This is a genomic window from Pseudonocardia sp. CA-107938, from assembly GCF_050936315.1.
Lineage (GTDB): Bacteria > Actinomycetota > Actinomycetes > Mycobacteriales > Pseudonocardiaceae > Pseudonocardia.
Genome location: NZ_JBNJNA010000001.1, coordinates 398,019 through 424,473 on the forward strand (window position 1 = coordinate 398,019; position 26,455 = coordinate 424,473).

Genomic DNA, 26,455 nt, shown 5'->3' on the forward strand with positions numbered 1-26,455 from the left:
ACGCCGTCACAGGGGCACTCAGGGTGTGGGCACGAGGGTCGACCCGGCAGTTGCTCCTCGGTGAGGAAAGGCTTGCTCGGCGGCCAGATCACCGCCCGATCAGGCCGCCTCCGGCTCCAGGTTGCCCGCCACCCACAACTGCGCGTACGTCCCGCCCGCCGCGAGCAGCTCGTCGTGCGTGCCCAGCTCGACGATCCGCCCGCCGTCGAGCACGGCGATGCGGTCGGCGCGGGCCGCGGTGGCCAGCCGGTGCGCGACGACGAACGCGGTGCGCCGGGCCAGCACCCGGTCACCGGCCGCCAGCACCGCGGCCTCGGTGGCCGGGTCGAGCGCGGCCGTGGCCTCGTCGAACAGCAGGATGTCGGGGTCGGCAAGCTCGGCGCGGGCCAGCGCGATCAGCTGCCGCTGCCCCGACGACAAGCCCTGCCCGCGCTCCCCGACGGGCTGGCGGAAGCCGTGCGGGAGGCTGCGCACCAGGTCGAGCGCGCCGACCGCGCGCGCGGCCGCCTCGATCTCGGCGGGGGACGCGTCGGGCCGGGCGTAGGCGATGTTGGTGGCGACGTCGCCGGTGAACAGGTGCGGTTCCTGCGGCACGACGCCCAGCCGGTGGCGGTACTCGGAGAGCCGGTGCTGCCGCACGTCCACCCCGTCGACGAGCACGGCGCCGGCGCCGACGTCGTAGAAGCGGGCCAGCAGCTTCACCAGCGTCGACTTGCCGGCCCCGGTGGCACCGACCAGCGCCACCGTCTCGCCGGGAGAAACGGTGAGCGACACGTCGTCGAGGGCGGGCGGGCTGCCCGGGGCGTAGGCGAACGTGACGCCGCGCAGCTCGACCGCGCCCCGCAACCGCTCCGGCACGGGCACGGCGGCACCGTCGGGCACCTCAGGCACGGACGTGGGCGTGCGCAGCAGGTCGCCGATCCGGGTGAGCCCGATGCGCGCCTGCTGGTAGCCGTCGAACACCTGCGACAGCTGCTGGACGGGCGCGAAGAACATGGCGAGGTACAGCAGGAACGCGGTGAGCACGCCGGGCGACAGCTCGCCGCCTGCCACCCGCGCCGCGCCGACGGCCAGCACGGACAGCTGGGCGACGTCGGACAGCAGCGCCACGAACGGGAAGTAGGTGGCGATGAGCCGCTGCGCGCGGATGCGGGAGCGGCGGTAGGCGTCGCTGCGGCGGGCGAACCGGTCGGCCGAGCGCTCCTCGTGGACGTACGCCTGCGCGATGCGGACGCCGGTGACGTTCTCCTGCATGTCGGCGTTGACGACGCTGACGCGTTCGCGCGCCTCCGCGTAGGCGCGCGATGCGGAGCGGCGGAACAGCAGCGTCGCGACGACCAGCACGGGCACGGTGGCCAGCGCCACCAGCGCCAGCTCCACATCGGTGACGAGCAGTGCCACCGCCACCCCGACGACGGTCATCAGGCTCACCACGGCCTGCGCGAGCCCGGTCTGGAGGAACGTCGACAGCGCGTCGACGTCGGTGGTCATCCGGGTCATGATCCGGCCGGAGAGCTCGCGCTCGTAGTAGTCGAGCCCGAGCCGCTGCAGGTGCGCGTAGCTGCGCACGCGCAGCAGGTAGAGCAGGCTCTCCCCAGCCCGCGACGCCAGCACGGTCTGCGCCGCGACGAAGAACCAGTCGGCGGCCACCACGGCCACCGCCAGCAGCGCGGCGACCAGCAGCACCTGCTCGGACCGCGCCGTGATCCCGCCGTCGACGGCGAACCGGGCGACCGTCGGGAACGCGAGTCCGGCCAGCGCGTCGAGGGCCACCATGGCCAGCGCGGCGCCGAAGACGAACCGCACCGGGCGCAGCAGGCGGGCAAGCCGGAACCGCGGGTCCGGCGCCGTGGGATCGATCCCGCGCAGCGGCGGCACCTCGGTGGCCGGTGGCAGCTCCGCCACCCTGCGCAACAGCTCCGGCGAGGCCGGCATCGACATGGCCGCCGCTGCGATGCCGGGTCCGCCGCCGAGCGCCGGCGCGGCGGGACGCTGCGGGCCACCGCTCGGGCTCGCGACCTCGGGCCACAGCTCGGGCGTGGCCCCGTCCGCGACGGACACCGCCGCGTCCGACGTGCTCTCGGCGATGCCCATCAGCTCGCGGAAGAGCGCGTTGCGGGCCGTCAGCTCCGCCTCGGTGCCGACGTCGACGACGCGGCCGCCGTCGAGCACGGCGATGCGGTCGGCCAGCGCCAGCGTGGAGCGCCGGTGCGCGACGAGGATCGTCGTGCGCTCGGCGGTGAGGCCGCGCAGCGTCTCCAGGATGGCGGCCTCGGTGGCGGTGTCGACCGCGGACGTGGCGTCGTCGAGCAGCAGGACCCGCGGGTCGGTGAGCACCGCCCTGGCCAGCGCGATCCGCTGCCGCTGCCCGCCGGAGAGCGTGAGCCCGCGCTCGCCGACGAGCGTGTCGTAGCCGTCGGGCAGCCCGTCGACGAACGTGTCGACGCGGGCCGCGGCGGCGGCCGCGCGCACCTCGTCGTCGGTGGCGTCGGGGCGGCCGTAGGCGATGTTGGCGCGGATCGTGTCGGAGAACAGGAAGGCCTCCTCGAACACGATGCCGAGGTGGCGGCGCAGCTCCTGCAGGCGAAGCTGCGGCAGCGGCACACCGCCGAGGCGCAGCTCGCCCTGCTGCGGGTCGTAGAAGCGCGGCAGCAGCAGCGCCACCGTCGACTTGCCCGACCCCGCCGGACCCACGAGCGCCAGCGTCTCCCCCGGCTCGACGCGCAACGACACGTCGGACAGGACGGGCTCGCGGCGGCTGTAGCCGAACGTGACGCCGTCGAGCTCCACGGCGAGCGGCCCCGCGGGCAACGCCACCGGGTCGGCCGGGTCGACGACCTCGGGCTGGGAGTCGCGCAGCTCGTACACGCGCTCGGCGGCTGCGCGCGTGAGCTGCGCGCTGACCACGAGCGAGCCGAGGAGGCGGGCCGGCCCGGCGAGCTGGGCGACGTAGGTGACGAACGCCAGGAACGTGCCGATGCTGATCTCGCCGCGCAGCGCCAGCAGGCCACCGATGCCGATCACGCCGACCTGCCCCAGCATCGGCAGCAGCTGCAGCGTGGGGTTGAGCCGGGCGGTCATCCAGGCGGCGCGCATGCGCTCGGCGTAGAGCCGGCGGGCGCGGCCCTCCAGCGCGACGACCTCGCGCACCTCCTGCCCGAAGCCCTTCACCACCCGCACGCCCGTGACCGTCTCCTCGACGTGCTGGGCGATGTCGGCGGCCCGCTGCTGCGCCGACCACGTGGCCGGGAACAGCCGCCGCCGCGCCCGCACGACCAGCCAGCCGGCCAGCGGGAACAGCACCACCGTGAACAGCGTGAGGAGCGGGGAGAGCCACAGCATCGCCGCCACCGACACGACCGCCAGCACCAGCGAGCCGAGCGAGATCGGCGTGATCATCAACAGCCCCTGGACGAGCTGGATGTCGGTGTTGGCGCGCGAGACCACCTGGCCGGTGCGCAGCGCGTCCTGCTTCTCGCCGTCGAGCCGGGCGACGGCGGTGAACACCTCCTGGCGCATGTCGTGCTGCACGTCCAGCGCGAGGCGTCCGCCCAGGTAGCGGCGCAGGAACGCGGCCCCGAACCGGACGGCGGCGAGCACCGCGAACGCGAGCACCACGCTGCCGAGCACGGCCGTGGAGCCGGCCACCGCGTCGTCGACGGCCACGCGCGTGAGCAGCGGCCCGACGGCGTCGAGCCCCACCCCGAGCACGGACGCGGCGAGCGCACCGAACATCACCCCGCGATGCCGCAGGCAGGCGCGCAGGAGCCGGCGGATCCAGCCGAGCTCGGTGTCGGGACGAGGCACGACCTCCACGTTAATCGGTGACCCCGACAGAGATCGCGGACGGAGACGGCCGGCCGGCGTCGACGTGCTGGTGGTGGAGCGTGCGGCGGAGGTGGCGGCCTGGCCCGGCTGATCGACGCCACACACGGTCGGGCCCGTTCACACACGTTCGGACGTGTGTGAACGGGCCCGGCAGTGTGTGACGTCGTCCGGACCGCGGGAGACTGTCGCCGTGCTGATCGCGATCTACGCGCTCGCCGCCGTCGTCGTGATCGAGGGCGGCGCGCTGCTCGTGGTGGCGCGCCGGCTCGCCCGCGCGCGGGCGGAGACCGTCGAGCTGACGCGCCGGCTCAGCGCGCGCCGGGCGCTGCTCGCCGGCGGGCGGGAGGCGGTGCGCACGGTGTGGCAGACCGCCGACGTGCTGCGCCGCGAGGGCTTCGGCGCGGCGGTGCGGTCGTCGGTCGAGGAGCTGGCCGGGTGGGCGCTGGTGGAGCGGCCGGACCTCGCGCGGCTGGCCGTCAACGGGCGGGTGGCGATCCTGTTCTCCGACATCGAGGGCTCGACGGCGCGCAACGAGGAGGTCGGTGACCGGGAGTGGGTGCGGCTGATCGAGCGGCACGCCGCGCTCGTGCAGAAGCTCGTGCGCCGGCACGGCGGGCACGTCGTGAAGAGCCAGGGCGACGGCTTCATGATCGCGTTCGCGTCGCCTGACGAGGCCGTGCGCTGCGCGGTCGAGCTGCAGCAGGCGCTGCGCGAACGCTCCGACGGGATCCGGGTGCGCATCGGCATCCACGAGGGCACGTCCGTCCGTCGCGGGGACGACCTGTTCGGCCGCAACGTCGCCCTCGCCGCCCGCGTGGCCGCACTCGCCCAGGGCGGTGAGGTGCTGGTCAGCGAGGCGGTGCGGGACGCGGTGCCGGACGCCGGCTACGACGACGGGCGCGACGTCGAGCTGAAGGGGCTGCGCGGCACCCACCGCGTGTACGCCGTGAGTGTCGAAAACCGCTGACCGCGTTCGTGGACGGGGTGAGACCGGCACCCGGCCGGTCCGTGCACCGGAGGTTTCCGATGACGGCCACCTACACGTTCGACGTCTTCACGACCCTCGACGGCTACGGCTCCTACGGCGGCGACGGCGACTGGGGCGGCTACTGGGGCAAGCAGGGCCCCGAGCTGCTGGCGCACCGCCTGGCCTCGTTCGGGACCGAGCAGCGGATGGTGTTCGGCGCCAGGACGTTCCGCCAGTTCGTGCAGATGCTGGCGGAGAGCACCGCGGACTCGGATGTGCGCGACCCGTGGGTGACCCGGATGCGGAGCATGCCGGCCACCATCGTGTCGTCGACGTTGGACGGGCCGCTCGACTGGCCGGACGCGACGGTCGTGCGCGGCGACGCCGTCGAGGTGGTCACGCGGCTCAAGGAGGAGTCGGACGTGCCGTTGCGCTCGCACGGCAGCCTGTCGCTGAACTGGGCGCTCATGGCCGCCGGCCTGGTCGACCGCCTCCAGGTGACGATCTTTCCCGTGATCTCGGGCCGCACCGGGACGGACCCGGTGCTGGGCGGCGCGGCCGACTTCGACCTCGAGCTGCTCGAGCAGCGGACGCTGGACGGCAACATCCAGGAGCTGGTCTACCGCCCCACGCTGCACCTCCCGGTGACGGCCTGAAGGACTGATGCGGAGGGCGGATTGTCCGTTACCATCCGCCAGCCGCTCTGCTGCAGCAACGCCGCCGCACCCCCAGGGGAGACGCATGACGGACCAGACCGACTTCGCCGCGATCGTCGCCGAGACCGCCCGGCAGCGCCCGGACGACATCGCCCTGAGCTTCGCCGGGACCACCTGGACGTGGGCGCAGTTCGTCGACAGGATCCGCCGCAACGCCGCAGCCCAGCGCGCCGCCGGGCTGCGCCCAGGCGACCGGGTGGCGGTGCTCGACCTCAACCACCCGTCCTGCCTGGAGACGACGCTCGCGTGCGCCCAGGTGGGCACGGTCAACGCCGTCGTCAACTTCCGGCTCGCCCCGCCCGAGATCATCTACGTGATCAACGACGCGGGCGCGAAGATCCTCTTCATCGGCCCCGAGTTCGCCGGCGCGGTGGCGCAGATCCGCGAGAAGCTCCCGACCGTCGAGCAGGTGGTGCACGTCGGGGGCGACGGCGACGAGTACGAGGCGTGGCTCGCCGCCCAGGAGCCGGACACCGACCACTACGACGCCTCCCCCGACGACTGCTTCGTGCAGCTCTACACGTCCGGCACCACCGGCTTCCCCAAGGGCGCGCTGCTCACCCACCGCGGGATGCTCGCGCACGCCAGCAACGTCGCCGCCGACTTCGCGCTGGACCCGGGCTCGGTGGTGCAGGTGGCGATGCCGCTGTTCCACGTCGGCGGCACCAGCTACGCGCTGCTCGCGATGGCCCGCGGCGCCAGGATCTCGATGCTGCGCATGCCCGACCCGAACGCCGTGTGGGACATGCTGGAGCGCGAGCGGATCACCCACACGTTCCTGGTGCCGGCGCTGCTCGCCGTGATGGCGCAGGTGCCCGGCGCGGCCGAGCGGGACGTGAGCGCGCTGAAGGCGCTCTCCTACGGCGCGTCGCCGATGCCGCTGCCGGTGATGCGGGCGTGCCTGAAGCTGTTCCCCGGCGTGATGCACCAGGTCTACGGCATGACCGAGGCCTGCGGCGTCGTCAGCTCGCTCGGCCCGGAGGACCACGACGAGAGCCCCGCGGTCGCGCACCGCCTGACGTCCGCTGGCAAGCCCATCCACGGCGTCGAGATCGAGATCCGCGACCCCGCCACCGGGGAGCCGGTGCCCGTCGGCACGGCGGGCGAGCTGTGGGTGCGCACCGAGCAGCTGATGGCCGGCTACTGGCAGAAGCCCGAGGCCACCGAGGCCGCCATCACTGCCGACGGCTGGCTGCGCAGCGGCGACGGCGGGTACGTCGACGAGGACGGCTACTTCTACGTCACCGACCGGATCAAGGACATGATCATCAGCGGCGGCGAGAACATCTACCCCGCCGAGATCGAGCGCGTGCTGGCCGAGCACCCGACCGTCGGCGACGTCACCGTGATCGGCGTGCCCGACGAGAAGTGGGGCGAGGTGCCGAAGGCGATCGTCGTCCCCGCGCCGGGGCAGACCGTCGACCCGGAGGCGCTCCTCGCGTGGTGCCGTGAGCAGCTGGCGTCGTTCAAGTGCCCCAAGTCCGTCGACGTCATCGACGAGCTGCCGCGCAACCCGTCGGGGAAGGTGCTGAAGAAGGACCTGCGCAAGCCGTACTGGGAGGGTCGGGAGCGCCAGGTGGTGTAGGCACGTCACACACCGCTGGGCCCGTTCACACACGTCAGAACGTGTGTGAACGGGCCCAGCGGTGTGTGAGGTCGGGTGGGTTTGCCGAAACGACCACGTGACCGGCGTTGGCCGGGCAGTCTGCGCGGGTGGACCTGCACCGTCGCAACGCCCTGGTCGACCAGGGCTACTCGCTCAAGGAGCTCCGCCGGTTGCGCGGCGGCGGCCACCTGGACGCGATCCGCCGTGGCACCTACGTGCACGGGCCGCTGCCGCCCGACGCGCTGGAGCAGCACGCGCTCCGCGTGCGCGCGGCCGTCGAGCTGCTGTCGAGCGAAGCCGTGGTGAGCCACGTCTCCGCCGCGGTGCTGCACGGGTTGCCGATCTGGAAGCTCCCCCTCGACCGGGTCCAGATCACCCGGCCGGGGCGGTGCCGGGGCGGCCGCCGCGGCGAGCTGGTCCACGTGCGCACGAACTCCCTCGATCCGGGCGAGGTCGTCGACCTCGACGGCATCGCCGTGACCTCGGTCGAGCGGACGGTGCTCGACATCGCCCGCGCCTTCCCGTTCATGCAGGCCGTGGTCGTCGCCGACGGCGCGTTCGCCCGTGCCGGGACCGACCGGGAGCGGGCGTGGGGCCTGCTCGCGGCCATGCGCAGGTGGCCGGGTGTGCCGTCGGCCAGACGCGTACTGGAGTTCGCCGACGGGCGCAGTGGCGGGGTCGGCGAGTCGCGCAGCCGGGTCCTGATCGCCGCGGCCGGCCTGCCCACGCCGGGGCTGCAGTGGCCGGTTCCCGGCACGCCCTACGAGACCGACTTCGTCTGGTACGAGCAGCGGACCGTCGGCGAGTTCGACGGGCGCGTCAAGTACGGGCGCCTGCTGCGCACCGGGCAGGACCCCGGCGACGTGGTGTTCGAGGAGAAGCGCCGCGAGGACGTCATCCGCGACCAGGGCCTCGCCGTGGTGCGCTGGACCTGGGCCGAGCTGGACGCGTTCGCGCCGGTAGCACACCGCCTCCGCCTGCGGTTGCGCCGCCGCTGACGCGACGTCACACACCCGCGGGCCCCTTCACACACGTCCGGACGTGTGTGAACGGGCCCAGCCGTGTGTGACGTCGCCCGTCAGAGGTCGCGGAACGTCTCGATCCTTGCGCCCAGTTGGTTCAGCCGGTCGGCCAGCTGCTCGTACCCGCGGTTGATCACGTACACGTTGCGCAGCACCGACGTGCCCTTGGCCGCGAGCATCGCCAGCAGCACGACCACCGCGGGACGCAGGGCGGCCGGGCACATCACCTCGGCGCCCGACCAGCGCGTGGGCCCTTCGACGTAGACGCGGTGCGGGTCGAGCAGCGTCACCTTCGCGCCGAGCTTCGTCAGCTCGGTGAGGTAGAGGGCGCGGTTCTCGTAGACCCAGTCGTGGATCAGCGTCGAGCCGGTGGCGGTGGCCGCGATGAGGGCGAAGAACGGCAGGTTGTCGATGTTGAGGCCGGGGAACGGCATCGGGTGGATCTTGTCGATCGGCGCGTGCAGCGGCGCGGGGTGCACGACGAGGTCGACGAGCCGGGTCCGGCCGTTGTCGGCGGTGTACTCCGCCGACGTGTCGTAGCGCAGGCCCATGCCGGCGAGCACGGCCAGCTCGATCTCCATGAACTCGATCGGCACCCGCCGCACGGTGATCTCCGACGAGGTGACGATCGCGGCCGTGACCAGGCTCATCGCTTCGATTGGGTCCTCGGACGGCGAGTAGTCGACGTCACGCTTGATGTCGGGCACCCCGTGGACGGTCAGGGTGGTGGTGCCGACGCCGTCGATGCGCACGCCCAGCTCCTCCAGGAAGAAGCACAGGTCCTGCACCATGTAGTTGGGGCTGGCGTTGCGGATCACGGTCACGCCGTCGTGCCGGGCGGCGGCGAGCAGCGCGTTCTCGGTGACGGTGTCGCCGCGCTCGGTGAGCACGATCGGCGGGACCGGCCCGACGGTCCGGTCGACCCGGGCGTGGTAGCTCCCGTCGGTGGCGGTGACGGCTAGCCCGAACGGGCGCAGCGCCGTCATGTGCGGCTCGACGGTGCGGGTGCCGAGCGCGCAGCCGCCGGCGTAGGGCAGGGCGAACACGTCGTGCTCGCGCATCAGCGGACCGAAGAACATGACGACGCTGCGGGTGCGCCGAGCCGCCTCGACGTCGAGGTGGGTGAGGTCGAGCCGGGCCGGCGGCACGATCTCGAGGTCGTTGTCGGCGTTCAACCAGCGCCAACGGACCCCGATGCTGCCGAGCACCTCGAGGATGCGGTTGACCTCTTCGATCCGCGCGACGCGGCGCAGCACGGTGCGGCCCTTGTTGAGCAGCGATGCGCACAGCAGCGCCACGCCCGCGTTCTTGCTCGTCTTGACGGTGATCTCGCCGGCGAGCGGCTGCCCGCCGACCACGCGCAGGTGCATGGGCCCGGAGTGGCCGAGCGAGACGATCTCGGAGTCCAGCGCGGCACCGATGCGCCCGAGCAGCTCGAGCCCGAGGTTCTGGTTGCCCTGCTCGATCCGGTTGATCGCGCTCTGGCTGGTGCCGATGGCCGCGCCGAGCTGGGCCTGGGTGAGCCCGCGGTGCTTGCGCGCGTCGCGCACCAGCCGGCCGATCCGGGTGAGGTACTGGAGCGACGGTTCCACGGTGTCGACCATGCGGCGGAGCATATCTCACACATGAGATATCGCAGCCGGGACCCCGTCCGCGACGATCGCGGGCGACACACGATGACGCAGCGCGTCGAGCACGCGCAACCCGTGGGCCACGACCGGAGCGACCAGAACCCCCGCCTGCCCTATCGTGCGCCCATGAGCACCGGCAGCTACGAGAAGATCACCGCCGCCGACGGCGGCACCTTCGACGCCTACCGGGCCGGCGAATCAGGCCCCGGTGTACTGGTTTTCCAGGAGATCTTCGGCATCAACGACAACATCCGCGGCCTGTGCGACCGGCTCGCCGAGGCCGGGTTCCTGGCGCTGGCACCGGACGTGTTCTGGCGGATCGAGCCGCGGTTCGAGCGGGCCGACGAGTCGGGCATGGCCGAGGGCATGGCGCACGTCCAGCAGCTGGACTTCGCGCAGGTCGAGTCGGACCTGACGGCGACGATGGCACACCTGCTCGCGCTCCCCGGATGCAGCGGGAAGGTCGGCGGGGTCGGCTTCTGCCTGGGCGGCACGCTCGCGTTCCTCTGCGCGGCGGGCTGCCGCGTCGACGGCAAGGGCCCGGACGCGATGGTGTCGTACTACGGCTCGGCGATCGGCCAGCTGCTCGACCGCGCGTCGAGCATCGAGTGCCCGATGCTCTTCCACTACGGCGACGAGGACCCGTACATCCCGGCCGACCAGGTGGCCGCCGTGGAGGCGGCGATGGCCGACAAGGACGCGCGGTTCGAGCACTACGCCGCCGGCCACGCGTTCTCCAACTGGGACGCCCCGACCCTGTACAACGAGGCAGCCGCGGCGCAGGCATGGCCGAGGACGATCGCGTTCCTGCACGAGCACCTCGACGGGTGAGGTCTTGCCGTCGAGAACGACGTTGTGGTGATCAAAAAGCCCTGTTGATCACCACAACGTCGTTCTCGACGCGGGCATCGGCCAGCTCTCCAGCAGCGCCGGCGTCCACCGCTCCGCCCTCGGGCGCGACGCCCACCACGCCCGCGCGTACAGGCGCAGCAGCAGCGACGGGCGGGCCGCCCGTTCCGCGACGACGTGCCGGCGGTGCTCCTCGGCGGTGCGCCGCAGCTCCTCGGCGCGCAGGTAGGCCAGGTGTCCGTACGGGTCGATCATGATGACTCCTCGTCGTGTGCGGGACCGTCGTACGGGCGGGCCAGCCAGCGGGCCATGAACAGCCGCACCGGGCGCGACCCCGGCGGCCGCAAGGACGGGTCGGTGTTGCGCGGCTCGTACCGCCCGGCGATGGCGAGCAGCTCCTCCTTGAGCGCACGCAGTTCGTCGGGGGTGAGGTAGACGGCGGCCCCGCTGGAGCCGTTCGCCTCGCGCCACTCCTCCGGTTCCAGGCCGCTCCGGCGGAACGCCGCCTTCATCTGCTCCGCGACGTGGTCGATGAACGTCTCGGTGAGCGCCTCGGCGGCCAACGCGCCCTCCGGGTCCAGGCTGCGGGTGGTCCAGCTCTGCTCTCGCTGCAGCAGCCGCCACGGCTTCTCCCGGCCTGGCCCCTCCACCGCCTCGATGAACCCGTACTTGGCGAGCATCCCCAGGTGGTACGAGCAGCTGGCGACGCTCTCCCCGGTGAGCTCGGCGCACCTGGTGGCCGTGGCCGTCTCGTCGATGGCCAGCAGCTCCAGGATGGCCAGCCGCGTGGGGTGCGACATCGCGCGCAGGCGCTGCGGCTCGGTGATCAGGCCCTTCGGCTCCGGCATGTACTCAAGGTATCTTGCTCAAGGAACCTTTAGCAAGGTTTCTGAAGGTTGACTCGCGAGTAACTTGGGGATAGAGACAGCACATGCTGCTCTCGACGATCCTGCAGTACGGCGACGACCCGGTGCGCAACGCGAACACCGTCGTCGAGTGGGAGAAGGCCGGTCTCGACGTCGTCTGGGTCGCCGAGGCGTACAGCTTCGACGCGGTCTCCTTGATGGGCTACCTGGCCGCGAAGACCGAGACGGTGCAGATCGGCGCGGGCATCCTGCCGATCTACACGCGCACCCCCACGCTCACGGCCATGTCGGCCGCCGGCGTCGACGCGCTGTCCGGCGGCCGCGCGATCCTCGGCCTCGGCGCCTCGGGCCCGCAGGTCATCGAGGGCTTCCACGGCGTGCCCTACGACAAGCCGATCGCGCGCACGCGCGAGATCATCGAGATCTGCCGCAAGGTCTGGCGCCGCGAGCGCGTGGAGAACCAGGGGCTCTACCCGATCCCGCTGCCACCCGACCAGGGCACCGGCCTGGGCAAGCCGCTCAAGCTGATCAACCACCCCAAGCGCGCCGAGATCCCGATCTGGGTGGCGTCGCTGGGCGACAAGAACGTCGAGATGACCGCGGAACTGGCCAACGGCTGGCTGCCGCACGTGCTCATGCCCGAGAAGCTGCAGGACGTGTTCGGCGAGGCACTCGCGCGCGGCCTGGCCAAGCGGGCGCCAGAGCTCGGGCAGCTGCAGATCACCGGTGGCGGCATCCTGGCCACCGAGGAGGAGATGTTCGAGCCGGCCCGCCAGCTCGCCCGCGCCATGTTCGCCCTCTACATCGGCGGGATGGGCGCGCGCGGCCGCAACTTCTACAACACGATCTTCGCCCGGCAGGGCTTCGCGGACGAGGCGAAGCTCGTCCAGGACCTCTACCTCGACGGCAAGAAGGACGAGGCGGCGGCCGCGCTCCCGGACGCGTTCATCGACGGCGTCAGCCTGATCGGCCCGGAGGGTCACGTGAAGGAGCGGATCGCCGCACTCAAGGAGGCCGGCGTGACCCATCTGCACGTCAACCCGATCACCGCAGATCAACCGCGGTTGCTCGGGCGGGCGAAGGAGTGGATCTCCTGACTCCCAACCGGTGACGAAGGGGTCACGCGCAACCACGCTCCGCATCCAGTCACACTCTGCAGTGGACTGCGTCCGACACGGAAGTGTCCGCACCGAAGTGGAGCGTGTGTTGCCCGACCTCGCCATCGAGGCGTCCGATCGACCGCTGCGGTCGGACCAGTACACCTACGTCGAGACCCACGCCTGGTGGATGGGAACGTTCGGCCGGCACACCCACCTCACCGAGCACCGGCTGCGCCAGTGGGTCCCGGCCCGCACCGACCGGGAGTGGCTGCTGGTCCGCGAGCTGACTGGCGCGCAGCGGTGGCTGATCGGCTCCGCCGAGGAGGCGGCCGACGACGGGTTCGAGCTGCGCGACGTCGGTCCGGTCGGGCGGTTCGTCGCACGGCACGGCCGCTTCGAGCTGGACGGTGCCGCCGACGAGTTCGGCGAGCCGCCGTGCGCCCCGCCCCCGCCGCGTCGGGGCAGCTGGCAGGCTCCGACGCCGGCGTTCTTCGCCGACCTGCCCCGCGACCCCGACGAGCTGCGGGCCCGGCTCGTCGACGAGAACCCCGGCAACTGGTTCGGCCCGTTCGCCGCCGCGGTGAACGTGCTGCGCACCGCGCTCGTGCCGGCTTCGCTGCGCACCGCCCTCTACGGCGCGCTGCTCGGCCTGCCGGACGTCACCCGCCGGGACGGCGTCTGCGACGTCGACGGGCGCCCGTGCATCGCCGTCGTGCACGACGCCGGACGCACCTGCACCGAGCTGCTCATCGCGCCGGAGGACGGCCAGTTCGCCGGGGAGCGCGACACGCTGCGCACGGATTCACGGTTCGGTCTGCCCGCCGGCACCGTGATCAGCACCACCGCCGTCCGCACCTCGACGGTGGACGGGCTGGGCGAGCTGCCGCACTCGTGACCCGTGGGTCACACCCCGCCGCGGCGCGGTACCGGGCGATTCCGGCGAGGGCTAACCTGGGGTGCAGTCCTCGGCGAACGACGATGCGATCCGATCAAGGCGGTCCTCAGCGTGTCCACCAGTAGTACCTCATCCGGTCCGGCAACCGGCGGCGAAGCCGCGAGTACCTACGGCTCGGGGGGCCAGTTCGGCACCAACGAGTGGCTCGTCGAGGAGATGTACCAGCGCTTCCTCGACGACCCCGAGACCGTCGACCCGGCCTGGCACGAGTTCTTCGCCGACTACCGCCCCGAGTCCGACGAACCCGCGCAGAACGGCACGGCCACCGCCAAGCCCGCCGTAGAGCCGTCGAGCAACGGTGCCGCCGCAGCTCCGGCCGCCGCCCCGAAGGTCGAGCAGAAGGCGCCGGAGCGGCCCCGCCCGGCCACGCCGTCGGCGCCGAGCGCCGCCAAGCCGGCCGCCGGCTCCACCTCGCAGGCCGCGAAGCCGGCCGCCGCCGACTCCACGGGCACCAGCACCCCGCTGCGCGGCGCCGCCGGTGCCGTCGTCAAGAACATGAACGCGTCGCTGACGGTGCCCACCGCCACCAGCGTGCGCGCGGTGCCGGCGAAGCTCCTCGCCGACAACCGCGTCGTCATCAACAACCAGCTCAAGCGCACCCGTGGCGGCAAGCTCTCGTTCACCCACCTCATCGGCTTCGCCGTTGTGCGGGCGCTCGCCCAGTTCCCGGTGATGAACCGGCACTACACCGAGGTCGACGGCAAGCCGACCGTCGTCCAGCCCGAGCACGTCAACCTGGGCCTGGCCATCGACCTGCCCGGCAAGAACGGGCAGCGCTCGCTCGTCGTCGTCTCGATCAAGGCCTGCGAGACGATGACGTTCGCACAGTTCTGGGCGGCGTACGAGGACATCGTCCGCAAGGCCCGCGCGGGCAGCCTGACCGCGGAGGACTTCGCCGGCACCACGATCAGCCTCACCAATCCCGGCACGCTGGGCACCAACCACTCGGTGCCGCGGCTGATGACGGGCCAGGGCACGATCGTCGGCGTCGGGGCGATGGAGTACCCGGCCGAGTTCCAGGGCGCGAGTGCCGAGCGCCTGGCCGACATGGGCATCAGCAAGATCATCACGTTGACGTCCACGTACGACCACCGGATCATCCAGGGCGCCGAGTCCGGCGACTTCCTGCGCCGCGTGCACGCGCTGCTGCTCGGCGAGGACGGCTTCTACGACGAGATCTTCCGCTCGCTGCGCGTCCCGTACGAGCCGATCCGCTGGGTGCAGGACATCCCGGAGGGCCCGGTCGACAAGACCGCGCGCGTGCTGGAGCTGATCGACGCCCACCGCACCCGCGGCCACCTGATGGCCGACACCGACCCGCTGAACTACCGCCAGCGCCGCCACCCCGACCTCGACGTGCTCTCGCACGGCCTCACGCTGTGGGACCTCGACCGCGAGTTCGCCGTCGGCGGGTTCGCCGGCCAGCAGCGGATGAAGCTGCGCGACGTGCTCGGCGTGCTGCGCGACTCGTACTGCCGCACCGTCGGCATCGAGTACATGCACATCGCCGACCCGCAGCAGCGCGCCTGGCTGCAGGAGCGGATCGAGGTGCCGCACCAGAAGCCCAACCAGGCCGAGCAGAAGTACATCCTGTCGAAGCTCAACGCCGCCGAGGCGTTCGAGACGTTCCTGCAGACCAAGTACGTCGGGCAGAAGCGCTTCTCGCTGGAGGGCGGCGAGACCGTCATCCCGCTGCTCGACGCCGTGCTCGACACCGCGGCTGCGCACGAGCTCGACGAGGTCGTCATCGGCATGCCGCACCGCGGCCGGCTGAACGTGCTGGCCAACATCGTGGGCAAGCCGATCAGCCAGATCTTCCGCGAGTTCGAGGGCAACCTCGACCCGGGCCAGGCGCACGGCTCCGGCGACGTGAAGTACCACCTGGGCGCGGAGGGCAAGTACTTCCGCATGTTCGGCGACGGCGAGACCGTGGTGTCGCTGGCGTCCAACCCGTCGCACCTGGAGGCCGTCGACCCGGTGCTCGAGGGCATCGTGCGGGCCAAGCAGGACCTGCTCAACAAGGGCGACGGCGGCTTCACCGTCCTTCCGCTGATGATGCACGGCGACGCCGCGTTCGCCGGGCAGGGCGTGGTCGCGGAGACGCTGAACCTCGCGAAGCTGCGCGGCTACCGCACCGGCGGCACCGTCCACGTCGTGGTCAACAACCAGGTCGGGTTCACCACCGCGCCGGAGAACTCGCGCTCGTCGCAGTACTCCACCGACGTCGCGAAGATGATCGACGCGCCGGTCTTCCACGTGAACGGCGACGACCCCGAGGCGTGCGTCTGGGTGGCCAAGCTCGCCGTCGAGTACCGCGAGAAGTGGCACAACGACGTCGTCATCGACATGGTCTGCTACCGCCGTCGCGGCCACAACGAGGGCGACGACCCGTCGATGACGCAGCCGTCGATGTACGACATCATCGACGCCAAGCGCAGCGTCCGGAAGATCTACACCGAGTCGCTGATCGGCCGTGGCGACATCTCCATGGAGGAGGCCGAGCACGCGCTGCGCGACTTCTCCAACCAGCTCGAGCACGTGTTCAACGAGGTCCGCGAGCTGGAGAAGACCCCGCCGCGGCCCAGCCCCTCGGTGGAGCAGGAGCAGTCGATCCCGGCCGACCTCGACACGTCGGTGTCGATCGAGACCATCCACCGCATCGGCGACGCGCACGTCGAGCTGCCGGAGGGCTTCACCGTCCACCAGCGGGTCAAGCCGGTGCTGCAGCGCCGCCACACCGCGTCGCGCGAGGGCAACGTCGACTGGGCGTTCGCCGAGCTGATCGCGCTCGGCTCGCTGGCGATGGACGGCAAGCTCGTGCGCATCTCCGGGCAGGACACCCGGCGCGGCACGTTCGTGCAGCGCCACTCGGTGATCATCGACCGGAAGACCGGCGAGGAGTACTTCCCGCTGCGCAACCTGTCGCCGGAGCAGGAGCGGTTCCTGCCCTACGACTCGGCGCTCTCGGAGTTCGCCGCGCTCGGGTTCGAGTACGGCTACTCGGTGGCCAACCCCAACGCGTTCGTGGCGTGGGAGGCGCAGTTCGGCGACTTCGTCAACGGCGCCCAGTCGATCATCGACGAGTTCATCTCGTCCGGTGAGGCGAAGTGGGGCCAGACCTCCGACGTCGCCCTGCTGCTGCCGCACGGCCTCGAAGGCCAGGGCCCCGACCACAGCTCGGGCCGCATCGAGCGGTTCCTGCAGCTCTGCGCCGAGGGCTCGATGACGGTCGCGCTGCCCACCGAACCGGCCAACTACTTCCACCTGCTGCGCCGGCACGCCCTCGACGGCATCCAGCGCCCGCTCGTCGTGTTCACGCCCAAGTGGATGCTGCGGGCCAAGCAGGTCGTCAGCCCGCTGGCGGACTTCACCGGCGGCCGGTTCCGGCACGTCATCGACGACCCGCGCTACCGCGACCTCGACTCGCCCGCCCGCGACGTCCACACCGTGCTCCTGTGCAGCGGCAAGATCTACTACGAGCTGGCCACCGCCCGGGAGAAGAAGGAGCTCGACGGCGTCGCGCTCGTGCGTCTGGAGCAGCTCTACCCGATCGCCGACCGGCAGATCGCGGCCGTCCTCGACCGGTACCCCAACGCGGAGGACTTCCGCTGGGTGCAGGAGGAGCCGGCCAACCAGGGCGCCTGGCCGTTCCTGGGCCTGGAGCTGCCGGAGAAGCTGCCCCGGCTCGTCGGGATGAAGCGCGTCTCGCGGCGTCGCATGGCCGCCCCGGCCCCCGGCTCGTCGAAGGTGCACGAGGTGGAGCAGGCGGCCCTCATCGACGCGGCCTTCGAGCGCGCGGAGTAGACGTCGCATCGAGTGAACTCCTCCCGCGTCGATCGCGGGAGGAGTTCTCGTACCTCTGCGCGGCGGCGTGGCCGCGTCAGCGCGACTCGCCCTGCGCCCGTGCGGCGAGGGTGGCCATGGCGGCGGGTGGAACGTTGAGAGTGCCGCTACCCGACAGCTTGGTCAGCTCGTCCAGGGCGCGGGTGTAGGCGAGTCGGCGTTCCGCCTCGTTGTCGTTGTCGGCCGCGAGGTCGAGCAGTCGCAGGACCCGGCGGACGGCGGCGTGCTCGCCGGGTGCGAGCGTGGTGTCGCGGATGCGCCGTGCGGCCTCGCGGGCGGCGACCCAGCTGCGCCGGGCTCGGTCGACGGCGCTGGTGTACTCGCGGAGGGCGGCTACCGACCTAGGCGTTGCGGCGTCGAGGACGAGTGCCGCGGCGAGGTCCTCGACGAACCGCGCGGTGCTGGGCACGGAGACGTCCACGAGCGCGGGCAGACGCAGTACCTGGACGGCGTCGCTCTCGAAGGCCGCGTACTCGGCCCGTAGGGTGGCGAGGCGCCGCCGCGCGGCGCCGTGCGCCTTCGCCAGGTCGGCCGGCCCCATGACGACGGGTGGGGCCGGATCCTGACCACCGATCGCTTCCCTTCGTGTGAAGAACAAGATGGCCGTGACGCCGTAGAAGGCGATGAGCAGAGGCAGCACCGACAGGAAGTTGCCGGGCTTCACGACGAGCACGACCAGAGCTACCGCCGTGGTGACGAAGCTGAGCACTGTCACGAACGCCAGCAGCAGCGCGGCTTCTGTCCTGGTCGGCGGTCTGGGGGTCACGAGGCCAGCTCGCCTCGTGCAGCGGCGTCCAGCGCGGCCTGAGCCGGCTCGGGGACCCGGATCCGACCGGCTTCGGTCAACGCCCGCAGCTCGGCGCGGGCGAGGACGTACGCGGCGCGCCGCTCGGGTTCGCTGTCGCGGTCGAGCGCAGCGGTGAGCAGTTCCCTGATCCGGGTGACCGCAGCTCGGTCCGGCAGGGAGAGCGCGTCGAGGTCGATGCGGTGAGCGGCGTCCCGGGCTTCCCGCCAGGCTCGTTCGGTCTTCTCGACGGCGGCGATGAAGTCGGTCGCGTCGCGGGATCGGGGCGGCGCGTCGGTCCTGAGGGCCTGGGCGTGCGCGAAGGCGGCGACGAACGTGGCGGTGCTGGGCACGGTGACGTCGGCGAGGGCCGGCAGGCGCAGCACTTCCTGCGGATCGCACTCGTACGCGGCGTACTGGGTGCTGACCAGGTCCAGCCGTTGGCGCGCTCGACTCCAGCCCGCCTCGGCGGACCCGGGCCTGGGCCGTGCAAGGGTTGGTCCACGTTCGAACGCCACGAACAGCAGGCCGACCAGACCGATGAACACGCCGCCGATGCCGAGGGGCGTCCCGACGAGCACGAGCAGCGCGATCCCACCGGCGATCACGGCCAGCATGATGATCCGCGCGATCCACGCATCGCCCGCGTCCATCGTCCCCCCCACCAACCTGCGGTGAACCGCAGGACCCCGGCGCAATCCTTCCTCAGCCGCGGCGGATGCGCCACTGACGAGGACTCCCGCACGGGGCTCGCCGGGTAGCAGACCCGCTGGCCCACCAAGTGCGGTCAGCGCTTCTGCCAGCGCCCCGCGAACTCGCCCGGCTGCGGCGCCGGGCCCGGCAGCGGACGGTGCGCGGCGGGTGAGCGCAGCCCGTCGAGCATCATCGCGATGTAGCGCTCCCGCAGCTCCGCCGTGCGCGCCTCGTCGCGGCCGCGGACGGTGGCGAGCTCTTCGAACAGCACCCCCATGTCCTCAGGGACGAGGTCGGTCCGCAGCACCCCGGCGTCCTGCGCGCGCTGCAGCAGCGCGGTGACCAGCTCGCCCGAGCGACGGGCGAGCGCGCCCATCTCCTCCGTGGGGGTGAAGGTGCCGGCGAGCGAGATGGTCAGCGCGTGCGTGTCGGCCTCGACGATGCCGGCCACGAACTGCGCGAACGCCTCCCACGCGTCGTCGACCGCGAGCGCCTTCTCGGCGACGTCGATGTAGGTGAGCAGGCCGTCGTGGCAGAGCCGGCGCAGCAGGTCCTCCTTGCTGCCGTGCCGGCGGTAGAGGGCGCTGATGCCCACGCCCGCGCGCTCGGCCACCGCTGCGATCGGCGCCTCGGGATCGGCGACGAACACCGCGCGAGCGGCTTCCAGGATCAGTGAGTCGTTGCGGGCGGCCTGTGCGCGGCGCCCGTTCATCGGCTGGGCCATGTTCCTGAGTCTAGCACTTGACCGGAACGTTCTGTTCCGCTAACTTGATTGCAGAACAGTTCATTCCGTTCCAAGGAGCCGAGATGACCCTGACAGTCGAGACGCCCACGATCACCCGGGCGCCGCGCGCCGCCAACCGGACCCTCGGCTTCTCCGCCGTCCTCGCGATGTCGGTCATGGAGCTGCTCGACTCCACGGTCGTCTCGGTCGCAGCGCCGACCATCCGCGAGGACCTCGGCGGCACGTACTCGCTGATGCAGTGGCTGTCGGTCGGCTACACGCTGGCCATGGCGGCGCTGCTGCTGGTCGGCGGCCGCCTCGGCGACGTGGTGGGGCGGCGGCGCATGATGCAGATCGGCGTCACCGGGTTCACCGCGGCGTCGCTGCTGTGCGCGCTCGCCTGGACGCCGGACGTGCTGCTGGTCGGGCGGCTCCTGCAGGGCGCGGCGGGTGCGCTGATGATCCCGCAGGCGTTCGGGCTCATCCGCGACCTGTTCCCGCCGGCCGACGTGCCCAAGGCTCTCGCGGCGCTCGGTCCGGTGATGGGGATCGGCGCGCTGCTCGGCCCCGTGGTCGGCGGCGTGCTGGTGGAGGCCGACCTGTTCGGCACCGGATGGCGCGCGATCTTCCTGATCAACGTCCCGATCGGGCTGGCCGCGCTCGCCGTCGCCCGCCGCCACATCCCCGCCGTCGCGCCGACCGCCTCCGGTGCCCGCATCGACGTCATCGGCGCCCTGATCGCCGCTGCCGGTGCCGCGCTGCTGATCTTCCCGCTGGTGCAGGGTGCCGAGCACGGCTGGCCCGCCTACACCGTGCCGATGCTGGTCGTTGCGGTCGCGCTCTTCGCCGTCTTCGGTCGCCGTCAGGTCCGCCTGGTCCGCGCCGGTCGTACCCCGCTGGTGCAGCCGAGCGTCTTCCGCCACCGCGCCTACGTCGCCGGCGCCGGCTTCGCGGTCTGCTTCCTCGCCGCCATGGGTGCGCTGTTCACGATCGGTGTGATGCTGCAGATCGGCCTCGGCTTCAGCCCGCTGACCGCCTGCCTGGTGATGGCGCCGTGGGCGCTGGGCGCGGCGATCGGCTCCGGGGTCAGCGGCACGCTGATGGCGAAGCACGGGCGGAAGCTGCTGCACGTCGGCCTCGCGCTGATGGCCACCGGCATCCTCGGCCTGACCGCGGTCTACCAGCTCGCCGGCACCGACCTGGGCTTCCTCGACCTGCTCCCGGCCGTCACCGTCGGCGGGTTCGGCATGGGCATGATCTTCGTCCCGCTGTACGACATCATCCTGGCCGGCGTCGACGCGACCGAGCTCGGTTCGGCCACCGGGGTGCTGAAGTCGATCGACCAGATCGGCACCACGATGGGCGTCGCCGTCCTCGGCACGGTGTTCTTCCTGACGCTGGGCCCGATCCCGACGCCCGAGGCGGCCCTGCACGCCGGCACGGTCACGGCGTTCGGCGCGGTGACGCTGCTGGTGGTGGCCTTCGCGGTGGGCTTCCTGCTCCCGAAGCACGCGCGCCCGCACAGCTGAGGTTCCGCCGGGTAGGACAGCAAGGCCACCTTCAGGACGGATTCCGCCCTGAAGGTGGCCTTGCTGGCGTTTGCGGCCCGGCCTCCGTGCCCCACGTGCTCAGGCAGAACGGGTGGCCGGCCGGGTCGATCAACACGCGGAAGACGTCCGGCTCCGGCTGGTGGGGGGAGAGCACCGCGCCCGCTGCGACGGCCCTGGCCTGGGCGGTGTCCAGGTCGGGCGTGCTGAAGTCGAGGTGGCACTGCTGAGGGACGGCGGGATCGGGCCACGTGGGTGGTCGGTGGTCGGGATCCATCTGGAAGCCGACGCTCATCCCGTCGAGCTGGAGGTGGGCGAACACTGCAGTGGCGGAGACGATGCGGCCGCCGCCGATGCGCTGGTAGAACTCGGCGAGCTGGAGCGGGTCCGGGCAGTCGAGCGTCACGCCCCACGGTCGGGCGATCGGGTCGTTCCTCATGACGGGATGACCCGGCGGCGGCCCGATCCTCATCGGCGGACCGCACTAGCCTGTCCTCGTGTACTTCACCGACCGCGGCATCGAGGAGCTGGTCGCCCGCCGGGGCGAGGAGGAAGTGACGATCGAGTGGCTCGCCGACCGGTTGCGCGCCTTCGTCGACGCCAACCCCGCGTTCGAGGACTCGGTCGAGCGGCTCGCCAGCTTCCTCGCCCGTGACGACGGGTTCGACGACTGACCGGATCCGACTTCCTCGGGCTCGACGTCGCCGCCGCCCCACCCGGCGGCCGCGCCGAGTGGCTGGCCGCCGCGCTCCGGGCCGCCATCTCCGACGGCAGCCTGCCGCTCGGATCCCGGCTGCCGCCGACGCGGGTGCTGGCCGCGGAGCTGCAGGTCTCGCGCGGCACCGTCACCGAGGCCTACCAGCGCCTCGTCGACGACGGGCACATCGAGGGCCGCGGGCGGGCCGGCACCGTCGTCGTCGCCGCGCCGGTGGCGGCACCCCGGGTCGCGCCCGCCGTTCCGGCACGGCCGTCCGTCGCGGCACCCCACGACGCGATCTTCGACGAGATGCGCGCCGCACCCGCCCGGATCGACCTCTCCCCCGGCGTCCCGGACCTCGCCGCCTTCCCGCGGGCCGCGTGGCTGCGCGCCGAGCGGGCCGCGCTGGACGCGCTCGGCCCGGCCGACCTCGGCTACGGCGACCCGTCCGGCAGCCCCGCGCTGCGCCGCGCGGTCGCGGAACGGCTGGCCAGGACGCGCGGCGTCCGCGTCGACGCCGGTGACGTCGTCGTCGTGGCCGGGGTGGCGCAGGCGCTCGCGCTGCTGGCCCAGGTGCTGCGCGGGACCGGAATCGACACCATCGCCGTCGAGGACCCGGGCTCGCTCGGCACCCGGCAGCAGCTGCAGTCGTGGGGGATCGCGACGCCGCCCGTCCCCGTCGACGAGCGGGGCGCGCGGATCGATGCCCTGCACGCGCTCGACGCGCCGGCCGTGCTGCTCACCCCGGCCCACCAGTTCCCCACCGGCGTCGTCCTGGACGGGGAACGCCGGCGCGCGCTGCTGGCGTGGGCGGCCGACGGCGGGCTCGTCGTCGAGGACGACTACGACGCCGAGCACCGCTACGACCGCTCCCCGGTCGGTGCGCTCGCCGGGATGCTGCCCGACCAGGTCTGCTACACCGGCAGCGTCTCCAAGCTCCTCGCGCCGGCCATGCGGCTGGGCTGGCTGGTGGTGCCACGGCGGCTGCACGGTGCCGTGGTCGCGGCTCGCCGGCGGGCCGACCTCGGCAGCCCGGCCCTCGCCCAGCTCGCATTGGCGCAGCTCATGGACTCCGGCGAGCTGGACCGCAGCCTCCGCTTCGCCCGCACCCGACACCGCCGCCGGCGCGACGCGATGATCGCCGCGCTCCGCACGCACCTCCCCGACGCCGTCGTCCACGGCGCCGCCGCCGGCCTGCACCTGACGGTGACGTTCCCGCACTGCCCGCGCCCCGACGTCGACATCGCGCTGGCGGCCCTTGACGAGGGCATCAAGGTGCAGCCGCTGTCCTGGCACTGCCAGGAACCCCGCGACCCCGGCCTGGTCCTGGGCTACGCCAGCACCCCGACGGCAGCGATCCACGAGGCAATGACAACGCTGTCCCGCCTGGTCGCGTAGCGCCCCACCCCGCTCCGCGAGTTGGCCATCTCAACAGGGCGAGTCAGCCCGTTCGACAGGACGAGCTGTCCGCCTCACCCTTCTGAGAGGGCCAACTCGCCCTGTTGAAACGGCCAACTCGCCCTGTCAAGGCGGCCAACTCGCGGGGTCAGCGTCAGCGGCCGGGGAGTCTGAAGCGGCGGCGCACCGCCGCCAGGAGGGTGTCCAGGGCCTCGGAGACGGCCGCGTCGTGCGCGTCGAGGTCGGCGCCGCGGGCGCGGGGGTCGGGGCCGGGTTTGGGCCGCAGCTTCATCCACGACTCGGGCCAGAGCGCCTCCAGCGCTATCTCCCAGTGCAGGTCGACGACGAAGCGGGTGAGGGCGGCGCGCACCCCGGCGTCGGCGACGGCCCGCTCGAGGTCGACGAGCTGGGCGCGCAGGGCGGTGGCGCGTTCGGCGTCGCGGACGCGCAGGTCGTCGGCGACGGCGTCGAGCTCGGCGATGACGCGTCGGTAGTCCTCCGCGGCGGTCATGGCAGCTCCGGGACGATGACGACGCGGGGTGCGGAGTGCTGGCTGCGGTCGAAGAAGAGTCCGCGCCCCGGCCGCGACGACCAGTCGACGCCGAACGTGGGTGCGAGGGTGCCGAGGTCGTTGCCCTGGACGTCGAGGGCGACCCAGGCGCCGAGGTCGTCGGGGCTCGCGCCGAGGCTGAGCAGGCTGCGCAGCCGGGCGACGCTGCGCCACCACCCGATGACGTGGATGCCGACCTCGGGCCCGAACCGCAGCACGCGTTGCAGCGCCTCGGTTCCGCTGCGGCCGAGCAGTGCGTCGGCGGCGTCGGCCCCGTGCAGGACGACGAACGTGGTGCGCCGCTCGGCGCCCTGCTGCCGATCGGTGACGGACGCGGCGAGCGCGGCGATGCGGTCGGCGATCCCGGCCAGTTCGACGACCTCGACGGCGTGTCCGGCCGCGTCCTCGACGAGTCGGTCGGCACTGCTCGGGTCGACGAGCGGGGCGACGATCAGGTCGAGGCTGCCGGGCGCCCGCCCCCGCAGCACGGACGCCGTGGCCGCCCCGACGACGCGCAGCGCGTCGCGCGGGTCGGTGCCGAGCACCCCGAGGTTGCGGCCGGGCGCGTCCGGCAGCGGCGCGGCGGCCGGGCTGCCCTCGACGTCGATGTACTGCCCGACGAGCGCCTGCGGGACGTCGCCGGCGGGTAGATCGGCCAGCAGGTCACCGACCTGCGGGGATCGGCTGCCGTCGAACAGCCGCGGTTCGGGCCGCCCGGCACCGTACGCGGCGTGCAGCACCCGTTGCACCTCGTCGACGGAGCCCCGGCCAGTGGCGTCGGGGATGCGGACGATCTCGTTGCCGGGCCGGATGCCGGACTCGTGGTTGATCACGGCGTGCCAGCGCGGCAGGTCGAGCGCGACGTCGTTGAGCTCGGCCAGCACCTTCCGCGCCCGCGGCAGCGCGATGCGCAGCACGAACTGCTCGAAGATCGCCGAGCGCCCCCAGAACGCCTCGATGCCGGACACGTCCTGGCTGGCCAGCACGAGGTGGATCCCTTGCGAGCGGCCGCGCCGGGCGACGTCCTCCAGCAGCTGCAGCGCGGCCCGGGTGACGGCGTCGCGCTCGTTGAACAGGTACTGGAACTCGTCGATGACGGCGACGATCCGCGGCCACCGCCCGTCCGGGTCGGCCTCGCGCAGCTCCTCCAGCTTGGTGACCTCGTGCGCCTTCGCGACCTCGGACCGCCGCCGCATCTCGTCGGCGAGGAACTGCAGCAGGGCGAGCCCGAACTCGCGGTCGGTGTTGATGTTGACGCCGACGAGCCGGGCGTGCGGCAGCCAGGTTCGGTCCTTGCGGCCGGGCGCGAACTGGGCGAAGGAGACGCCCTCCTTGAAGTCGAGGAGGTAGAACTCGAGCTCGTCGGGGCCGTAGCGGGCGGCGAGCGAGCCGATCATGGTGAGCAGCAGGTTGGTCTTCCCGGTGCCGCTGGGCCCGCCGATCAGCGCGTGCGGGGACGCGTCGGCGAGCGCGAGGTCGACGGGCAGCACGTCAGCGAACCCGACGGGCGCGCGCAGCCCCGCCTTCGACGACGCGGTGCCCCAGTCGTGCTGGTCGGGCGGCAGCAGGTCGCGGAACGCGCTGACCCGGTGTCGCCACCGCTCGTGCTCCTCGCTGATCACCTGGCAGGCGGCGGAGACGTCGCGGGCGGGCAGTGCCGGGTCCAGCTCGACGGCGACGTGCTCACCCGTCATCGACGTGCGCGTGGTGCCGCCGCGGAGGTGGACGGTCTCCGTGCCCGGGTTGGCCTGCGTCGGCACGTCGACGAGCACGAGGTGCACCCCGCAGGCCGGCCCGCCGCGGGCGATGCGCTGCAGCTGGGCGTACTCCTCGTCGGGCAGGGCGCGGCCGTCGCCCATCAGCACGGCGACGATCCACGGCTCGTGCCGCACACCCGTCGCGGCGCCGAGGGCCTGCAGTGACGGGTACCCGTCGACGAGCAGACGGGTGTGGATGCGCCGGATGCGGTCGGAGAGCTGGTCCAGCAGCGGGGCGAGCCGGCCCGGGTGGTGGACGGTCAGCAGCTCGGTGCGGGTGAGCGGGTAGAGCCCGGGCAGCGCGCCGGCGAGCTGGCCGGTGTCCCACACGTGCACCGCGACGAGCCCGGGCCGGAAGTGCGACAGCACCCGCATGAGCAGGGTCTCGACGAGCGCCTCGGCCTCGCGGCGCCGGTCGGGGTCGGCGCTGATCCGCACGTGCCCCTCGTCGAGCAGCGGGACGGCGACGTCGAACGGGGTGCCGCTGCCGCCGATGCGTCCGGTGCCGATGCGCCACAGCCCGGGGACGGTGCCGAGGGCGTCAGCCTTGCCGAACTGGCCGAGCCACTCGGCCGGTGGGCGCCCCGCCGAGCCGGGCGCCGCGTCGGCGACGATCTCGTCGAGCTCGCGCGGGCCGTGCGCGAGCCAGGTGCCGAGCACGGCGTCCTCGTCCGCCGCGACGCGCTTGACGACGTCGGCGAGGCGCCGGTGACCGGGCGCGAGCAGCCGGGCCATGGCGGGGTCGGCGCGCGCAGCGGACAAGCCGGAGTCGCGCAGCCACAGCTCGGCGAGCGCGCTCATACGGGCGTGCTCGGCGGCGTCCTGCGCGCCCTCGGCAGCACCGAGCGCGCGCCCGACCGCGGCGCACAGGTTGTCGAAGGCGGCGGCGATCTCCTGCTGCCGCCGGTTGCGGCCACGCACT

The 26,455-nt window shown here is 72.7% G+C and carries 21 protein-coding genes; 11 read left to right on the forward strand and 10 right to left on the reverse strand.

What is annotated here, in order from left to right:
• Positions 1-99: 99 nt before the first annotated feature.
• On the reverse strand, positions 100-3,735 hold the full coding sequence (locus ACQEVB_RS01925; protein WP_432980064.1) for an ABC transporter ATP-binding protein: 3,636 nt from the start codon (positions 3,733-3,735) through the stop codon (positions 100-102).
• 283 nt (positions 3,736-4,018) lie between these two features.
• Between ACQEVB_RS01925 and ACQEVB_RS01930 the strand changes: the two genes are divergently transcribed.
• From ACQEVB_RS01930 to ACQEVB_RS01945, 4 genes are all read left to right on the forward strand, one after another.
• On the forward strand, positions 4,019-4,795 hold the full coding sequence (locus ACQEVB_RS01930) for an adenylate/guanylate cyclase domain-containing protein (RefSeq protein WP_432963976.1): 777 nt from the start codon (positions 4,019-4,021) through the stop codon (positions 4,793-4,795).
• A gap of 59 nt (positions 4,796-4,854) precedes the next feature.
• Positions 4,855-5,451, forward strand: a complete 597-nt coding sequence (locus tag ACQEVB_RS01935; protein WP_432963979.1) for a dihydrofolate reductase family protein — start codon at positions 4,855-4,857, stop codon at positions 5,449-5,451.
• Positions 5,452-5,536: 85 nt separating this feature from the next.
• Positions 5,537-7,096, forward strand: a complete 1,560-nt coding sequence (locus tag ACQEVB_RS01940) for a long-chain-fatty-acid--CoA ligase (RefSeq protein WP_432963982.1) — start codon at positions 5,537-5,539, stop codon at positions 7,094-7,096.
• Positions 7,097-7,224: 128 nt separating this feature from the next.
• A complete protein-coding gene (locus tag ACQEVB_RS01945) occupies positions 7,225-8,115 on the forward strand; it encodes a type IV toxin-antitoxin system AbiEi family antitoxin domain-containing protein (RefSeq protein ID WP_432963985.1) in 891 nt (296 codons plus the stop codon).
• An 80-nt stretch (positions 8,116-8,195) separates the two neighbouring features.
• Here the strand turns inward: ACQEVB_RS01945 and ACQEVB_RS01950 are convergent, their stop codons facing one another.
• Positions 8,196-9,743, reverse strand: coding sequence for a helix-turn-helix domain-containing protein (locus ACQEVB_RS01950; RefSeq protein ID WP_432963988.1), 1,548 nt, complete (start codon positions 9,741-9,743; stop codon positions 8,196-8,198).
• A gap of 153 nt (positions 9,744-9,896) precedes the next feature.
• Between ACQEVB_RS01950 and ACQEVB_RS01955 the strand changes: the two genes are divergently transcribed.
• The gene (locus tag ACQEVB_RS01955) at positions 9,897-10,601 is read left to right on the forward strand and encodes a dienelactone hydrolase family protein (protein ID WP_432963990.1); all 705 of its coding nucleotides are present in this window, start codon (positions 9,897-9,899) and stop codon (positions 10,599-10,601) included.
• Positions 10,602-10,649: 48 nt separating this feature from the next.
• Here ACQEVB_RS01955 and ACQEVB_RS01960 read toward each other — a convergent pair whose 3' ends face one another.
• Positions 10,650-10,874 (reverse strand): hypothetical protein, encoded by a 225-nt coding sequence (locus tag ACQEVB_RS01960; protein WP_432963993.1) that lies wholly within the window; start codon positions 10,872-10,874, stop codon positions 10,650-10,652.
• Positions 10,871-11,467, reverse strand: a complete 597-nt coding sequence (locus tag ACQEVB_RS01965) for an ArsR/SmtB family transcription factor (RefSeq protein WP_432963996.1) — start codon at positions 11,465-11,467, stop codon at positions 10,871-10,873. Before ACQEVB_RS01965 ends, ACQEVB_RS01960 begins: the two co-directional genes overlap by 4 nt.
• Before the next feature lie 83 nt (positions 11,468-11,550).
• Between ACQEVB_RS01965 and ACQEVB_RS01970 the strand changes: the two genes are divergently transcribed.
• The 3 genes from ACQEVB_RS01970 (at position 11,551) to ACQEVB_RS01980 (ending at position 17,344) form a co-directional block, all read left to right on the forward strand.
• Positions 11,551-12,582: an LLM class F420-dependent oxidoreductase gene (locus ACQEVB_RS01970; protein WP_432963999.1), complete on the forward strand. Its 1,032-nt coding sequence runs from the start codon at positions 11,551-11,553 to the stop codon at positions 12,580-12,582.
• A 109-nt stretch (positions 12,583-12,691) separates the two neighbouring features.
• On the forward strand, positions 12,692-13,480 hold the full coding sequence (locus ACQEVB_RS01975) for a hypothetical protein (protein ID WP_432964002.1): 789 nt from the start codon (positions 12,692-12,694) through the stop codon (positions 13,478-13,480).
• 216 nt (positions 13,481-13,696) lie between these two features.
• Positions 13,697-17,344 carry a multifunctional oxoglutarate decarboxylase/oxoglutarate dehydrogenase thiamine pyrophosphate-binding subunit/dihydrolipoyllysine-residue succinyltransferase subunit gene (locus tag ACQEVB_RS01980; protein ID WP_432980067.1) on the forward strand — a complete coding sequence of 1,216 codons (3,648 nt, stop codon included), beginning with the start codon at positions 13,697-13,699 and terminating at the stop codon, positions 17,342-17,344.
• 76 nt (positions 17,345-17,420) lie between these two features.
• Here the strand turns inward: ACQEVB_RS01980 and ACQEVB_RS01985 are convergent, their stop codons facing one another.
• The 3 genes from ACQEVB_RS01985 to ACQEVB_RS01995 form a co-directional block, all read right to left on the reverse strand.
• A complete protein-coding gene (locus ACQEVB_RS01985; protein WP_432964005.1) occupies positions 17,421-18,149 on the reverse strand; it encodes a hypothetical protein in 729 nt (242 codons plus the stop codon).
• Positions 18,146-18,820, reverse strand: coding sequence for a hypothetical protein (locus ACQEVB_RS01990; protein ID WP_432964008.1), 675 nt, complete (start codon positions 18,818-18,820; stop codon positions 18,146-18,148). The genes ACQEVB_RS01985 and ACQEVB_RS01990 overlap by 4 nt, the downstream gene beginning before the upstream one ends.
• A 134-nt stretch (positions 18,821-18,954) precedes the next feature.
• Complete coding sequence (locus ACQEVB_RS01995; RefSeq protein WP_432964011.1) at positions 18,955-19,584, reverse strand: TetR/AcrR family transcriptional regulator; 630 nt, start codon at positions 19,582-19,584, stop codon at positions 18,955-18,957.
• Between the two features lie 83 nt (positions 19,585-19,667).
• Between ACQEVB_RS01995 and ACQEVB_RS02000 the strand changes: the two genes are divergently transcribed.
• Positions 19,668-21,113 (forward strand): MFS transporter, encoded by a 1,446-nt coding sequence (locus tag ACQEVB_RS02000; RefSeq protein ID WP_432964014.1) that lies wholly within the window; start codon positions 19,668-19,670, stop codon positions 21,111-21,113.
• A gap of 31 nt (positions 21,114-21,144) precedes the next feature.
• Here the strand turns inward: ACQEVB_RS02000 and ACQEVB_RS02005 are convergent, their stop codons facing one another.
• A complete protein-coding gene (locus tag ACQEVB_RS02005) occupies positions 21,145-21,570 on the reverse strand; it encodes a VOC family protein (protein ID WP_432964017.1) in 426 nt (141 codons plus the stop codon).
• 58 nt (positions 21,571-21,628) lie between these two features.
• Here ACQEVB_RS02005 and ACQEVB_RS02010 point away from each other — a divergent pair, with 58 nt between their 5' ends.
• Positions 21,629-21,805: a DUF6104 family protein gene (locus ACQEVB_RS02010; RefSeq protein ID WP_432964019.1), complete on the forward strand. Its 177-nt coding sequence runs from the start codon at positions 21,629-21,631 to the stop codon at positions 21,803-21,805.
• Positions 21,802-23,226 (forward strand): PLP-dependent aminotransferase family protein, encoded by a 1,425-nt coding sequence (locus tag ACQEVB_RS02015; RefSeq protein ID WP_432980070.1) that lies wholly within the window; start codon positions 21,802-21,804, stop codon positions 23,224-23,226. The genes ACQEVB_RS02010 and ACQEVB_RS02015 overlap by 4 nt, the downstream gene beginning before the upstream one ends.
• A gap of 154 nt (positions 23,227-23,380) precedes the next feature.
• On the opposite strand, the gene ACQEVB_RS02020 is transcribed toward ACQEVB_RS02015, so the two are convergent.
• Positions 23,381-23,737 (reverse strand): hypothetical protein, encoded by a 357-nt coding sequence (locus ACQEVB_RS02020; protein ID WP_432964022.1) that lies wholly within the window; start codon positions 23,735-23,737, stop codon positions 23,381-23,383.
• On the reverse strand, positions 23,734-26,454 hold the full coding sequence (locus ACQEVB_RS02025; protein ID WP_432964025.1) for an FtsK/SpoIIIE domain-containing protein: 2,721 nt from the start codon (positions 26,452-26,454) through the stop codon (positions 23,734-23,736). Before ACQEVB_RS02025 ends, ACQEVB_RS02020 begins: the two co-directional genes overlap by 4 nt.
• Position 26,455 lies beyond the last annotated feature (1 nt).